Genomic DNA, 12102 nt, shown 5'->3' with positions numbered 1-12102 from the left:
GGCTATTGATCGCCTTGATCTCACTCTGTGCGTTTCTCTCGCTGCGTGGGGTCCCACTGCGACCCAATCCCCCAACACACCCTCCCCGATGCCTGGGCCACCGCGTTACGATCGGCGGCCTGTGCCAGAAAAGGTTTCACCTCATGGGGAGGGGTACGACGCGGTGTTCGATTACGGCGACCGGACCGGTTACGAACCGATCAGCGACATTGACCGCAAGGAGTTCCACGAGCAGGGTTTCCTCCTGCTGCGCAACGTCCTGACCGAGGACCACCGGGCGGCGCTGGAGGCGGCGGTCGACCGCGTCTACGCGGAGGAGCAGGCGAAGGGCACCACCAAGAAGGACGGCACCCTGCACCTGCTGGGCTTCCTGGAGCGCGACGAGCTCTTCGGTGAGCTGCTGACCCACCCGATCGCCTTCCCGTACATGTGGGGGCTGGCCGGCTGGAACATCTACACCCACCACAACCACCTGGACGTCACCCCGCCGGCCGCCGAGCCGGAGAAGCCGTACTGGGGTTGGCACCAGGACGGGTACCGGCAGAACTCCGACCCGGAGACGATGGACCCGAACCTGCCCCGGCCGATGTTCTCGCTGAAGGTCGCGTACGTGCTGTCGGACCTGTCCGAGACCGGCCGTGGCGCCACCAAGGTCATCCCGGGCAGCCACCTGTGGAACTCGCTGGACCGTCCCAAGGACCTCAGCGTGCACAACCCGGACCCGGAGGGCACGGTGGAGATCACCGCCAACCCGGGCGACGCCTTCATCTTCGACCGCCGGCAGTGGCACTCGCGCTCGACGAACCTGTCGACCATCACCCGCAAGATGCTCTTCGTCGGCTACACCTACCGGTGGATCCGTCCGCTGGACGAGCTGCACCCCGACGTGAACGGCGAGTGGTACCGCAACCGCACCCCGGTGCAGCGTCAGCTGATCGGTGAGGGCACCCACACCGCCAACTACTGGGGCATCAACTGGGACGGGTACGTCGACGACGAGATCCCGCTGCGCAAGGAGCTCAAGGAGCGCGGTCTGCTCGACCGCAGCATCCCCTGGCTGCGCTGATCACCTGCGTCTGAGAACGGCCCCCGCCACCGCTGGCGGGGGCCGTTCCCGTATCCGCTTCCGGGCCACCGGGCGCCGCGGTGTCGGTAGCGTGACGGGTAGGCAGAGCCGGGGCGCAGCGCCTGGCCGGGGCGCGGGGTGGCACAGGAGGCAGCCGCAGTGACGTCCGCTCCGCTCCCCCGGATCCTCCGCCGTCGCGGCGAGCCGGAATACCCGACCTTCCTGGAACTCTTCTTCGACCTGGTCTACATCTTCCTGCTCTCCCGGCTCTCCGCCAGCCTGGGCGAGGACCTCACCGTACGGAACGCGGCGCAGACCGCCGTCCTGCTGCTGGCCGCCTGGTGGGTCTGGGTGCTCACGGCGTGGCTCACCGACCTGTTCGACCCCCGACTGCCGATCATCCAGGCGACCGTCCTGCTGGTCATGCTCGGCACCCTGCTGATGGCGATCGCGACACCGCACGCCTTCGGCAGGTACGGGTGGCTCTTCGTCGCCGCGTACTTCGGCATCCACCTGGTCCGCGACGCCGTCCTGATCCCCGGCACCCGGGTCAATCGTCCGATCCAGGCCCGGAGCATCAGGGTCTTCTTCTGGTTCGGCGTGACCGTGGCGCCCTGGGTGGCCGGGGTGTTCGTGGACGGGACGGCTCGGCTGGCGCTCTGGTCGCTCGCGGTGGTGGTCGACCTCGGCTCGGCACGGTTCGGCTGGCCGACGCCGGGGCTGGGGCGCACCGAACTCGCCAGCCAGATCTTCACCGGGGTGCACCTCTCCGAGCGGCACCGGGCGATCTTCATCGTCGCGCTCGGCGAGTTGATCCTGAGCACCGGCATGGGGCTGGCCGGCAGCGGGTTCACCGCCGGTCAGGTGACCGCGAGCGCAGTCGCGTTCGTCAGCGCGGTCCTGCTGTTCCAGCTCTACTTCCAGCGCGTCCAGCGGATCCTGGCCCCACCGAGCGTCACGACCGTGGAGAGGGTCCGCTCCGGCACCTCCACCTCGTACACGCACCTGGTGATGGTGGCCGGGGTGGTGTTGGTCTCGACCGGCACCTCGATGGTCATCGCTCGGCCGTCCGGTCACACCCCGGTGGATGTGATGGTTGCCATCCTCGGCGGCCCGGCGCTGTTCCTGCTCGGCAGCGTGCTGTTCGATGCCGTGGTGACGGCCCGGATTCTCTGGTCCCGGGTGCTGGCGATCGTGCTGCTGGCGGGCGTGTTGCTGGGCGCGCTTGTCGCGCCCGGCGCGTTCCGGCTGCCGCCGTTGACAGTCCTGGTGGTGGCGAACCTGGTCCTGCTGCTCACCCTGGCCGGGGAAGGCCTGGCTGCACGGCGCAGACCGGCCGAGGTCACCACGGCGGCCCGATGAGAGGTCGCCCCACCGGCCGCGCGGAGTCTCACCCCAGCATCGGCGGCGCCGGGGTACGGGTGTGTCGTCGGGTGCTGGCCAGGTTCGCCACGGCGATCAGGGCCAGCACGATCATGGCGAGCAGGGCGACCAGGATCGGCGGCAGCACGGGCGTGGCCGGCGCCAGGCACCCCAGCAGCACCACGCCGGCCAGCCGGGAGCGCGAGATGCGTCCGAACACGGTGAAATCGAGGAGGCCCCGGCCGAGCAGGTACAACGCGGGGCTGCCGAGGATGACAGCGGCCCACGACGGCGGGGTCTCACCCAACGGTCGATTCACCACGAGGTCGCTGGTGACCGCCGCGCCGGCGATGCCGGCCACCATGATCAGATGGGTGATCGCGGCGGACTGGGTGAACAACGCCGGGTCGGTCGACCGGACGATCGCGTCGGTCAGCAGCTCACCGGCGCGGTAGATGTAGATCCGCCACATCAGCACCACCGTGCTGAACACCACGAGCAGCGCCCAGGCGCTCTCCAGCGTGTACTCGCTCCTGCTGAAGGTCGTCCCGGTCACGAAGATCGACACCCCGAGCGCGATGATGACGAACTGCCGGTAGCGCTCGGCCACCCGCGCGTGGACCAGCCGCCAGTCCCGGGGTCGTGAGCGACCGATCCGGGGCAGCGGCCAGCCGCACACCGCCCCGACGTACTCGACGACGACCGCGAGCGCCCAGATCGGCAGCTGGCCCGAGCCGCCCACGAGCGCCCCGCCGATCCATCCGACGGCGGTGATGGACTTCCAGGTCTGGATCCGGATCGTCGAACGCCGCGGGGGCCAGCCCTTCGAGACGACAACGGCGTAGTAGGCGGTGGTGCTGAGGGGAATGATCACGAAGGTGATCGCGAAGAGCAGCGCACGATCGCCGTACGCGTCGGCCGCGGTCGCCGCCAACAGCAGACTGGCCGCCGCCACCCAGATGAGATGCCCCTGCCCTGATGGACGGGTCAGGTCGATGGTGTCCGCCGTCCACACGGTGAGCGCCCAGATCATCGTGAACGCGAGCAGCAGCACCAACGCCTCGGCGAGGCCCGTCCAGGTCAGGTCGTTGGCGAGCATGTTCGCCAGGGTGACCAGCGCGAAGACGTAGACGAGGTCGAAGAAGAGTTCCAGAAACGCCGGACGTTCCAGGTCCGGATCGGCGGGTGCCGCTGCCGTGGCGCCGCCGTCCGTTGCCATCGACATCGCGCTCCACCCGGCCTCCACCGCACGCCCCCAAAGGGGACAATACGGGCAACGGCTCGGGCTCGGCCCTGTCATCCGTTTCTTACCGTCCGCCGGTCACCCCGACACTGGCGTGTCGTCCCGGCGGCACGGGACGGTCAGGTGACGTCCCGGCGCAGGGGCAGCAACACGGCGATCGCCGAGGCGGCCACCGCGTACGCGGTGAGCAGGAGAGCCCCGGCCGCCGGTGGGAGGAGGTGGACGGCGCCGCTGCCGAGTTCCGCGGAGATGGCGTCGGCGACGTAGGTGAAATCGGTGAGCGCGGCGGTGGCTCCGCCGGGGAGGATCGGGTACAGCGTGTTGACGCCCGGGATCATCATCAGCACCGGCTCCCCCACGTACAGATAGCCGGTCACGACACACAGCGCCGCGATCTGGTGGTGGACGAGGGCGCCCACCCCGGCCCCGAGGAGCAGGTAGACCACCATCGCGACGGCGATACGGCCGAGCAGCGCCAGCACTGTGGTGGCTGGCAGACCGAGTGCGACGCCGCGGGCGGCGGCGACGGCGAACAGCGCCACCGCGGCGGTGCCCGCGAGGACGAGCCCATAGGCGAGACCGACCACCGCGTACGTGGCGAGTTTGGCGGCGAGCACCCGCCCACGGCGCGGCGCGAACAGGAAGGTGACCGCGGCGGTGTGGTGTCGGTGCTCGGAGGTGACCGCGAGGGCCCCGGCTGCGGCCGGCACGAACGCGGTGTAGCCGAGGATGCCGAGGATCGCGCGGAGGCCGGCCTCGGTGTCCAGACCGGGCATCGGCGGGTCGAAGTTCTCCGGCCCCGCCAGCGCCATGGCCCCGAACATGCCGCCGCCCAGCGCAGCGGCGGCGAGCAGCAGGCCGCCCCACATCCGGGTGGCCAGCAGCCTGCGGAACTCCGCTCTGATCAGGAGGTTCATCAGCTGACCGCCTTGTCCCTGGTGAGGTGGAGGAAGAGTTCTTCGAGGCTGGTGGTCTCGACGACCAGCTCGTGCACCCGCACGTGATGGGCGGCGGCGAGGTCGGCGAGGCCCGGCGCGTCCAGCCCCCGTACCCGCAGCCGGTCGGGCCCGGCGGCTTCGACGTGCGGTGCCGGGCCGCCGTTGGCGGGGCCGGCCGTCAGGACGGCAGCGAGCGCGGCCGCGTCGGGTGAGGTGACCAGCACCGCCGGCGGGCCGGCGAGCTGGGAACAGGGCCCGGCGGCGACGAGTTCGCCACGCCGGATCACCACGACGTCATCCACGAGCTGCTGGATCTCGCCGAGCGCGTGGCTGGAGATCAGGACGGTACGGCCCTCGTCGGCGAACTGGCGCAGGAAGCCGCGTAGCCATGACACGCCCTCCGGGTCCAGGCCGTTGCCGGGCTCGTCCAGCAGCAGGACGCGGGGGTCGCCGAGCAACGCTGTGGCGAGGTTGAGCCGCTGCCGCATGCCCGTGGAGAATCCTCGGGTGCGCCGGTGTGCGGCCTCGGCGAGGCCGAGCATGTCGAGCAGGTCGGTGACGCGGCTGTCCGGGTATCCGCCCATCGCGGCGTAGACGCGCAGGTGGTCACGGGCGGTGTGTCCACTGTGGAACGCGTTGGCGTCGAACACGGCGCCGACCGTGCGCGACGGCCGGGCCAGTTGGCCGTACGTCCGCCCGCCGATCGTGGCGGTGCCACCGGTCGGCGACACCAGCCCGGTCATCATGCGCATCGTGGTGGTCTTGCCGGCGCCGTTCGGGCCGAGGAACCCGGTGATCACGCCGGGTCGCACGGTGAAGCTCAGATCACGCACGGCGGTGACGTCACCGAAGCGCTTCGTCAGGCGCGACACCTCGATCGCGAGGTGGTCGCCGGTCACGCGCGGGCCGCCATGGCACGGGTGATCGCCTCCACGAGGCCCGGCGCGGCGGGGCTGGAGAGCACCACCTCGTCGAACTCGCCGTCGACCGCCGCCCGGTCCAGAACGAGGTGCAGCCCTGGTTCCGCCCGGCGGGCCGCCACGAGCTGCCGAGGACCGCCGTACAGGCCCCACACTCCGATCTTGGCGAAGCCGGACACCACGTATCCGCGGCGTGCGCCACGGGCCAGGCGGAGCGGGCTGTCCACCAGGGCGACGTGCCGCACCGCGGTGAGGGGCGGTGCGAACCGCTCCCGCCCGACCCAGACCCGCTCCCATCCGGTGAATCGAATGTCGATCACATCGTTGGTCACCATGACCGATGCCATCAGTCTTCCCCTCTCGTCGTGTCGGAGTCGTCAGTCGACGCGGGTGCGCGCCTGTCGGCCGTCGGCAGATCGGTGGGCAGCAGGACGGTCGCCAACAGTCGCGGTATCCGCCCGCCGCCGGGTTGGTTGCCGAGCAACGGGCCCACCAGTGCGTTGAGCCCGGCGGCGAACTCGCCCAGTTCGGCGTCGGTGAGGTGCAGCACGAGTTGCTGGTAGCCCACGCCGTCGGCGGTGAAGTCGATCCGCTCCCGGGTGAGATAGCGGGAGAACTCCGACAGCAGGCTCGACATGAACGCCGTGAAGTAACGGGCGTGGTCCTCCCGCGTAGCCGTGGCGAGGGCCGCAGGGTCGAGCGTCGCGCCGCGCGCGGGCAACGCGTACACCCGCTCGACGGCACCGCGCACCCTGCGTTCATCGATCACCTCGACCAGCCCGGCCTTGACCAGGATCGCCAGGTGCCGGTACATCGTGGCCTGTGGGACATCGGGCAGCAGCTCAAGCAGGCCCTGCGTGGTCAGGCGGGTGCCCGCGACCGCACGCAGGATCCGGATCCGCACCGGGTGCAGCGCCAGGTCCGCCCAGCGTTCTCTCGACATCTCCACGCCCGAACGTTATCACTATTGATAGTGATAACAAAACGTGGCGTTCCACCCGGGTGGGCCCTTCGGCCCTCGATGTCAGTTACGGGTGGCGAGACGCCGGCGGACCTTGTCCCGGATCGACTCCGGCAGGTCGGGTGCCTCCAGCAGGCGGGGCAGCAGCTCCGGCTCCAGGGTGGTGGCCCGGAACACCTCACCGATGGTCACCCCGTGCGCGGGCCGGTCCACCACGTCGACCGGGTCACCCGGGCCCACCTCCCCCTCGCGAAGCACCCGCAGGTAGGCACCGGGCAGCGCCCGGACGGTGAACCGCTTGATCAGATCCGGTACGCCCCAGAAGCCGGCGAAGGTGGCGCACGGCGTTCGCGGCTTGGTCACCTGGAGCACTGCCGATCCAACCTGCCACTGCTCACCGATCACCGCGCCGGTCAGGTCCACCGCGTACGTGGTGAGGTTCTCGCCGAAGCCGCCGGGTCCGATACCGCGCCCCAGTTCGGTGGCCCACCAGGCGGCGTCCTCTTCCGCGTAGGCGTAGACCGCCTGGTCCTCGCCCCCGTGGTGGGCCCGCTCGCCGATGAAGTCGCCAACCACCCCGTCGACGCGGAACTGCACAGGCGAGCCCACCGACCGCTTGTCGATGCCGCTGCGCCCGCTCGCGTCGCCGGCCCACTCCGCCTCGGTCACCACGCCGAGGTTCACCGCTGCCACCCTGCCCGTCATGACGGTCAGCCTAGCGGGGGCCGGCGGGATCGACCCGCCCTCAAGATCGTCTACCGGTACCCGGGGCGACCCTCAGCCCTTGACGGCGCCGGCCACCAGACCGGAGACCATCCGACGCTGCACCAGCAGGAAGAAGATGATGACCGGCAGGGTGAACAGGGTGGACGCGGCCATCACCGGACCCCAGTTGGTGTCGTCGCGACCGAAGAAGAAGGTCATCGCCACCGGCAGCGTGTAGCTGCCCTGGTCGTTGATGAACGTCAACGCGAAGATCAGCTCGTTCCACGCGGTGATGAAGGAGAAGATGCTGGTGGCCACCAGGCCGGGCGCGACCAGCGGGAAGAGCACCCGGCGGAAGGTCTGGGCCCGGCTGGCCCCGTCGATCGCCGCCGCCTCCTCCAGCTCCTTCGGCACCGCCGCGACGAAGCCGCGCAGCATCCAGACCGCGAACGGCAGCGAGAAACCCAGGTACGTGAGGATCAGGCTGGGCAGGGTGTTGTAGAGCCCCAGCCGCTGGATCATCAGGAACAGCGGGATGACCAACGCCTCCAGCGGGATCATCTGCACCACCAGCAGCATGATCAGAAAGCTGGTCCGCAGCTTGAAGCGGAACCGGGCCACAGCTGTCGCGGCGAGCAACGCCACCAGACCGCTGAGCACCACTGTCGAGACGGCGACGAGTGCGCTGTTGAGGAAGAAGTCGAGGAAGCTGACACCGGGGATCAGGTTGCCGGTCAGGATCTCCCGGTAGTGCTCAAGCGTCGGGTGGGTCGGCACCGGCTGCGGGGTGGCCGAGAAGATCTCTCTGCTCGGCTTCAGCGAGGTGGAGATCATCCAGTAGACCGGGAACGCCGCGAAGAGCGCGACCAGCAGCCCGGCGCCGTTGAGGGCGACCTTCTTCACGACTCGTCCTCCTGCCTGAGCACCATGCGTACGTAGAAGCCGGTGACCACCAACAGGATCAGCGTGAGGATGACCGCAATGGCCGCGCCGAGCCCGTACTTCGGCGGCGGAGAGAATGCTTCGGCGTACGAGTAGATGGCGAGCATGAACGTCGGCCGGTCCTGGGTGCCGCCGGCCAGCACGAACTGCTGGGTGAAGACCTTGAAGTCCCAGATCGTGGAGAGCACGATCAGGATTCCGAAGACCGGGCGCAGCAACGGAAAGGTGATCTTCCAGAAGACCCGCCACGGGCTGGCGCCGTCCACCCGGGCCGCCTCGTGCAGCTCACTCGGCACGCTCTTCAGCCCGGCGAGCACGCTCACCGCGATGAACGGGAACGAGTGCCAGACCACCACCAGCGTGAGGATGGCGAAGAAGAGCAGTGGCGAGTTGAACCAGCCGTAGCCGGTCCAGTCGCTGCGCCCGAACAGGCCGTTCGAGAGCCCGTCCGGCAGCGCGTTGAACAACCAGGTGACCAGGCCGCTCGTATCGTCGAAGATCCACTTCCAGACGATGGTGCCGGTCAGCGCCGGCGTGGCCCAGGCGAGCATCACGCAGCTCGCCACGAACGTCGCCATCTTGCGACCGAGCCGGTTGAGCAGCAACCCCACCAGGGTGCCGAGCACCATCGTGAGCAGCACGTTGGCCGCGGCGAACAGCACCGTGTTGCGCAGCACGGTCAGGAAGAACGGATCGGAGAGAATGTCGGTGTAGTTGCCGAGCCCCACCCACGGCCACTCCCGATCGCCGCGTAGTTGCCGGACGCTGTTCAGCCGGTAGAAGGACATCACCACCACCTGGCCGAGCGGCCAGAGCAGCAGCACCCCGATGATCAGCAGGGCGGGCAGGAGCAGCAGGTAGGGCAGGCGGTCCACCCGGCGACGGCGCCGCGCGGGGGTGTCCCGCGCGGCGGCCGTCTCCGGCACCTCGGTCAGCGTGCTCACTTGGCGTTGAGGATGCTTTCCATCTCGGTGGCCGCGTCGGCGGTGGCCTTCTCGACCGTCTTCTGACCCTTCATCACCGAGCTGTTCATCGCCTGGGTCACCGTCTTCGTCCGGCTGACCTCCACCCACTTCGGGGTGAGCGGCGTGAGCTTGGTGTTCTGCATCGTGGTGGCGAACGCCGCCATCACCTTGTCGTTCGCGTACGCGTCACCGGACACCAGATCCTGGTAGACCGGGAAGAAGCCGAGGCTGCTCGCGAAGCTCTGCGCGTTCTTCTTGTTCAGCAGCACGGTCAGGTAGTCCCAGGCCAGGTCCTGCCGCTCGCTGTCCTTCCAGATCGCCACGTCCGAGCCGCCCGCGAAACCGGGCGCCGCCTTGCCGTCCGGGCCGGGGATCGGGAACGTACCCCAGACCTTCTCGATCTCGGGGTTGTCCTTCTTGATGGCACCCTGCTGCCAGCTGCCGGCGAAGGCCATCGCGGCCTTGCCGGTGGCGAACTGGGTACGCGCGTCGATCTCGTTCCAGCCCGCGGCGGCCGGCGGGGCCACCTTGTGGACGGTCACCAGGTCGGTCCAGAACTTGACCGCCCGCTGCGCCTCCGGCGTGGTGTAGCCGGACTTCCAGGTGCCGCCCTGGTTGCTGGCGATCTCACCGCCGGCTCCCCAGAGGAAGGAGTAGAAGGGCAGCTCGGAGTTGCCCGGCAGGGCGATGCCGTAGGTGCCCTTCTTCTTCGCCTGCACGGCCTTGGCCACGCTGACCAGGTCGTCCCAGGTCTTCGGGGGCTGCACGCCGGCCTCGGCGAACCAGTCGGTGCGGTAGTAGATGGCCCGCACACCCGCGTACCAGGGCACGCCGTACTGCTTGCCGTCGAGCTGCGCGTTACGCACCAGGTCGGGCAGCAGGTCCTTGCCGTCCGCCCAGCCACCCATCCGGCTGCTCACGTCGGCGAGCGCCTCCTGGGCGGCCCACCCCTGGGTCTCGGTGTTGCCCAGCTCGGTGATGTCCGGTCCCTCACCGCCGGCGAGCGCGGCCTGGAACTTCTTGGGCGCCTCCAGCCAGGGGATGTACTGCACGACCACATCGGTGTCGGGGTGCTTCTGACGGAACTCGGCCTCGACCCCGTCGAGGAAGGAATTCTGCGCGTCCCCGCCCTCGCCCATCATCCAGACCGTGAGCTTGCTGTCGTCGGCCGCGTCGTCGCCGGAGCCCCCACAGCCGGTCAGCACCATCGCGGCCGAGGCCACCATGGCGGTGACCGGGGCCAACCGCTTCCACCTGTTCACGCCACTTCTCCCCTCGCGCCGCCTGGAACTAACCTTCTCCGCCGCACCCTAGTACGGAGAATTCCTTTACGACAGTGGGTGGCGCTGGCCGAAGCGTGGCGAACGTACCGCAGCGCCCCACCGGCGGGCACTCCGACGTCGGGCCAAAGTTGGGCGCTTCAACACGAAAGAGCGCCCGGCGTGGCCGGGCGCTCTTTCGAGTGGTGCTGTCCCACCGGTGGTGGGGTGTTACCAGATGATGCCGGGTCGTTATCGGGTGATGCTGCGGCGGCGACCCACGCCGGCCACCAGCGCGACAGCGATCGCGGCCACCACGACCTGCACCAGCAGCTCGCCCCAGTCGACACCGTTGGTCTCGGTCGCGATGCCGATGGCCCGCGCCAGGACGGTGCCCAGCAGTGCCGCACCGACACCGATCAGCAGGTGCAGCCAGATCGGCATGTTCTGCCGGCCCGGAACGACCAGGCGGCCGAGCGCGCCGACGATGAGACCAACAACGATCGCAGTGATGATGCCCCACACGGTGAGCTCCACGGCCACCCTCCTTCAAGAATGTCTGACACACGGTGCGTGTGCTTCCTGTCGTGACCGTTAATTGCCCGACCCACCCAAATTCCAAACCGACTTCACTCACCAAACGATCACGATCTGGCCGACAGGAGCACGTTCCACCGCAGGCCCCGACCCCCGCCCACCGCCCACCGGCCTCCGGACACCGGACACCGGCCCCGGCCTCCGGGCACAGACAACCGGCACGGGCCACCCGGCCCATTCCCGGCCAGCCCGGCCACCGGGGACCCACCCACGACCACTGGCCGCGTTCAACAAGGGGTCGCCGCATTCGGCGGTGTCGTCGTTCGACCGGAGCTGGCAGAGATACGGGGCTGCGGCGTGCCAGTGCGGCGACCCGGAACCCCCGGCTCCCCCGGGAACCGAAACGATGACCGCGGTCCGGCTCGCCGCACGCCTGGCAAGTCGCCAGCAGACTCGGGAGGCTGCGCCGCGTAGACCGCGAGCTGCACGCCGCGGACCTTCGGCCGCACAGACAGACATCGGGCCGCCTGCCGAAACGTCGGGCGGGAGGCCGTCGCGACGGTATGAAGACGGCGACGCCCCACCCGTGGCGGGCGGAACGTCGATGGGCGCCCGACCTGTCGGCCGGGCGCCCATCGATGGTGTCGCTGGTAAGGGTTGGTGCCGTGGTGTTACCGGGTCACGCGGCGGCGGCCACCCACACCGGCCACCAGCGCGACAGCGATCGCCGCGACCACGACCTGCACCAGCAGCTCGCCCCAGTCGACACCGCTCGTCTCGGTCGCGATGCCGATGGCCCGCGCCAGAACGGTGCCCAGCAGTGCCGCACCGATACCGATCAGCATGTGCAGCCAGATCGGCATGTTCTGCCGGCCCGGGACGACCAGACGGCCGAGCGCGCCGACGATGAGACCAACAACGATCGCAGTGATGATGCCCCACACGGTGAACTCCACGGTCGCCCTCCTTCTAAGAATGTCTGACACACGAGCTGTGTGCTTCCTGTCGTGACGGCTAAGTGCCCGGCCCCCCGAAAACCCAAACCGACTCACCCCGAAGAAGAGCGTCACTCGTCGATGCTCCAGCGACGCGTCGATTGGCCCGTGAGTGCGTCCACACAGGTAGGAGGCGGTTTCGTCGACCCACCGACCCGACGACAGCGACGGAAAAAATTGCCGCACCGACGGTCGCACCGCCGCACCAC

The 12102-nt window shown here is 69.4% G+C and carries 13 protein-coding genes; 2 read left to right on the top strand and 11 right to left on the bottom strand.

The window, feature by feature from the left end:
- Positions 1–163: 163 nt before the first annotated feature.
- Complete coding sequence (locus AB0C03_RS30555) at positions 164–1066, top strand: phytanoyl-CoA dioxygenase family protein (protein ID WP_030336481.1); 903 nt, start codon at positions 164–166, stop codon at positions 1064–1066.
- Between the two features lie 159 nt (positions 1067–1225).
- On the top strand, positions 1226–2428 hold the full coding sequence (locus AB0C03_RS30550; RefSeq protein WP_030336483.1) for a low temperature requirement protein A: 1203 nt from the start codon (positions 1226–1228) through the stop codon (positions 2426–2428).
- Positions 2429–2456: 28 nt separating this feature from the next.
- Here AB0C03_RS30550 and AB0C03_RS30545 read toward each other — a convergent pair whose 3' ends face one another.
- The 11 genes from AB0C03_RS30545 to AB0C03_RS30495 all read right to left on the bottom strand — a co-directional run bounded on the left by AB0C03_RS30545 (position 2457) and on the right by AB0C03_RS30495 (position 11854).
- Positions 2457–3653: a low temperature requirement protein A gene (locus AB0C03_RS30545; RefSeq protein ID WP_357640651.1), complete on the bottom strand. Its 1197-nt coding sequence runs from the start codon at positions 3651–3653 to the stop codon at positions 2457–2459.
- A gap of 137 nt (positions 3654–3790) precedes the next feature.
- The gene (locus AB0C03_RS30540) at positions 3791–4588 is read right to left on the bottom strand and encodes an ABC transporter permease (protein ID WP_030336487.1); all 798 of its coding nucleotides are present in this window, start codon (positions 4586–4588) and stop codon (positions 3791–3793) included.
- Positions 4588–5508, bottom strand: a complete 921-nt coding sequence (locus tag AB0C03_RS30535; RefSeq protein WP_030336489.1) for an ABC transporter ATP-binding protein — start codon at positions 5506–5508, stop codon at positions 4588–4590. The genes AB0C03_RS30540 and AB0C03_RS30535 overlap by 1 nt, the downstream gene beginning before the upstream one ends.
- Positions 5505–5876 carry a hypothetical protein gene (locus AB0C03_RS30530; protein ID WP_210857838.1) on the bottom strand — a complete coding sequence of 124 codons (372 nt, stop codon included), beginning with the start codon at positions 5874–5876 and terminating at the stop codon, positions 5505–5507. Before AB0C03_RS30530 ends, AB0C03_RS30535 begins: the two co-directional genes overlap by 4 nt.
- Positions 5876–6472 carry a helix-turn-helix domain-containing protein gene (locus tag AB0C03_RS30525; RefSeq protein ID WP_210857844.1) on the bottom strand — a complete coding sequence of 199 codons (597 nt, stop codon included), beginning with the start codon at positions 6470–6472 and terminating at the stop codon, positions 5876–5878. The genes AB0C03_RS30530 and AB0C03_RS30525 overlap by 1 nt, the downstream gene beginning before the upstream one ends.
- A gap of 81 nt (positions 6473–6553) precedes the next feature.
- A complete protein-coding gene (locus AB0C03_RS30520) occupies positions 6554–7195 on the bottom strand; it encodes an MOSC domain-containing protein (protein WP_357640646.1) in 642 nt (213 codons plus the stop codon).
- A 72-nt stretch (positions 7196–7267) separates the two neighbouring features.
- Positions 7268–8098, bottom strand: coding sequence for a carbohydrate ABC transporter permease (locus tag AB0C03_RS30515; protein ID WP_030336496.1), 831 nt, complete (start codon positions 8096–8098; stop codon positions 7268–7270).
- A complete protein-coding gene (locus tag AB0C03_RS30510; protein WP_210857840.1) occupies positions 8095–9081 on the bottom strand; it encodes a carbohydrate ABC transporter permease in 987 nt (328 codons plus the stop codon). The genes AB0C03_RS30515 and AB0C03_RS30510 overlap by 4 nt, the downstream gene beginning before the upstream one ends.
- The gene (locus AB0C03_RS30505; protein WP_030336500.1) at positions 9078–10364 is read right to left on the bottom strand and encodes a sugar ABC transporter substrate-binding protein; all 1287 of its coding nucleotides are present in this window, start codon (positions 10362–10364) and stop codon (positions 9078–9080) included. The genes AB0C03_RS30510 and AB0C03_RS30505 overlap by 4 nt, the downstream gene beginning before the upstream one ends.
- A 249-nt stretch (positions 10365–10613) precedes the next feature.
- Complete coding sequence (locus tag AB0C03_RS30500) at positions 10614–10898, bottom strand: GlsB/YeaQ/YmgE family stress response membrane protein (protein ID WP_030336502.1); 285 nt, start codon at positions 10896–10898, stop codon at positions 10614–10616.
- Positions 10899–11569: 671 nt separating this feature from the next.
- Positions 11570–11854: a GlsB/YeaQ/YmgE family stress response membrane protein gene (locus AB0C03_RS30495; RefSeq protein WP_030336503.1), complete on the bottom strand. Its 285-nt coding sequence runs from the start codon at positions 11852–11854 to the stop codon at positions 11570–11572.
- Between the last annotated feature and the right edge of the window lie 248 nt (positions 11855–12102).

It is taken from the genome of Micromonospora parva, from assembly GCF_040649675.1.
In the GTDB taxonomy this organism is placed as follows: domain Bacteria; phylum Actinomycetota; class Actinomycetes; order Mycobacteriales; family Micromonosporaceae; genus Micromonospora; species Micromonospora parva.
The sequence above is the reverse complement of the archived record's forward strand: the minus strand, read 5'-3'. Positions and strand labels throughout refer to the sequence as shown.

Bases quoted from the DNA above. Each gene is read 5' to 3' on its own strand.
- AB0C03_RS30525 (WP_210857844.1), bottom strand. From the start codon at position 6,472: ATGTCGAGAGAACGCTGGGCGGACCTGGCGCTGCACCCGGTGCGGATC.
- AB0C03_RS30545 (WP_357640651.1), bottom strand. From the start codon at position 3,653: ATGTCGATGGCAACGGACGGCGGCGCCACGGCAGCGGCACCCGCCGAT.
- AB0C03_RS30520 (WP_357640646.1), bottom strand. From the start codon at position 7,195: ATGACGGGCAGGGTGGCAGCGGTGAACCTCGGCGTGGTGACCGAGGCG.
- AB0C03_RS30540 (WP_030336487.1), bottom strand. From the start codon at position 4,588: ATGAACCTCCTGATCAGAGCGGAGTTCCGCAGGCTGCTGGCCACCCGG.
- AB0C03_RS30530 (WP_210857838.1), bottom strand. From the start codon at position 5,876: ATGGCATCGGTCATGGTGACCAACGATGTGATCGACATTCGATTCACC.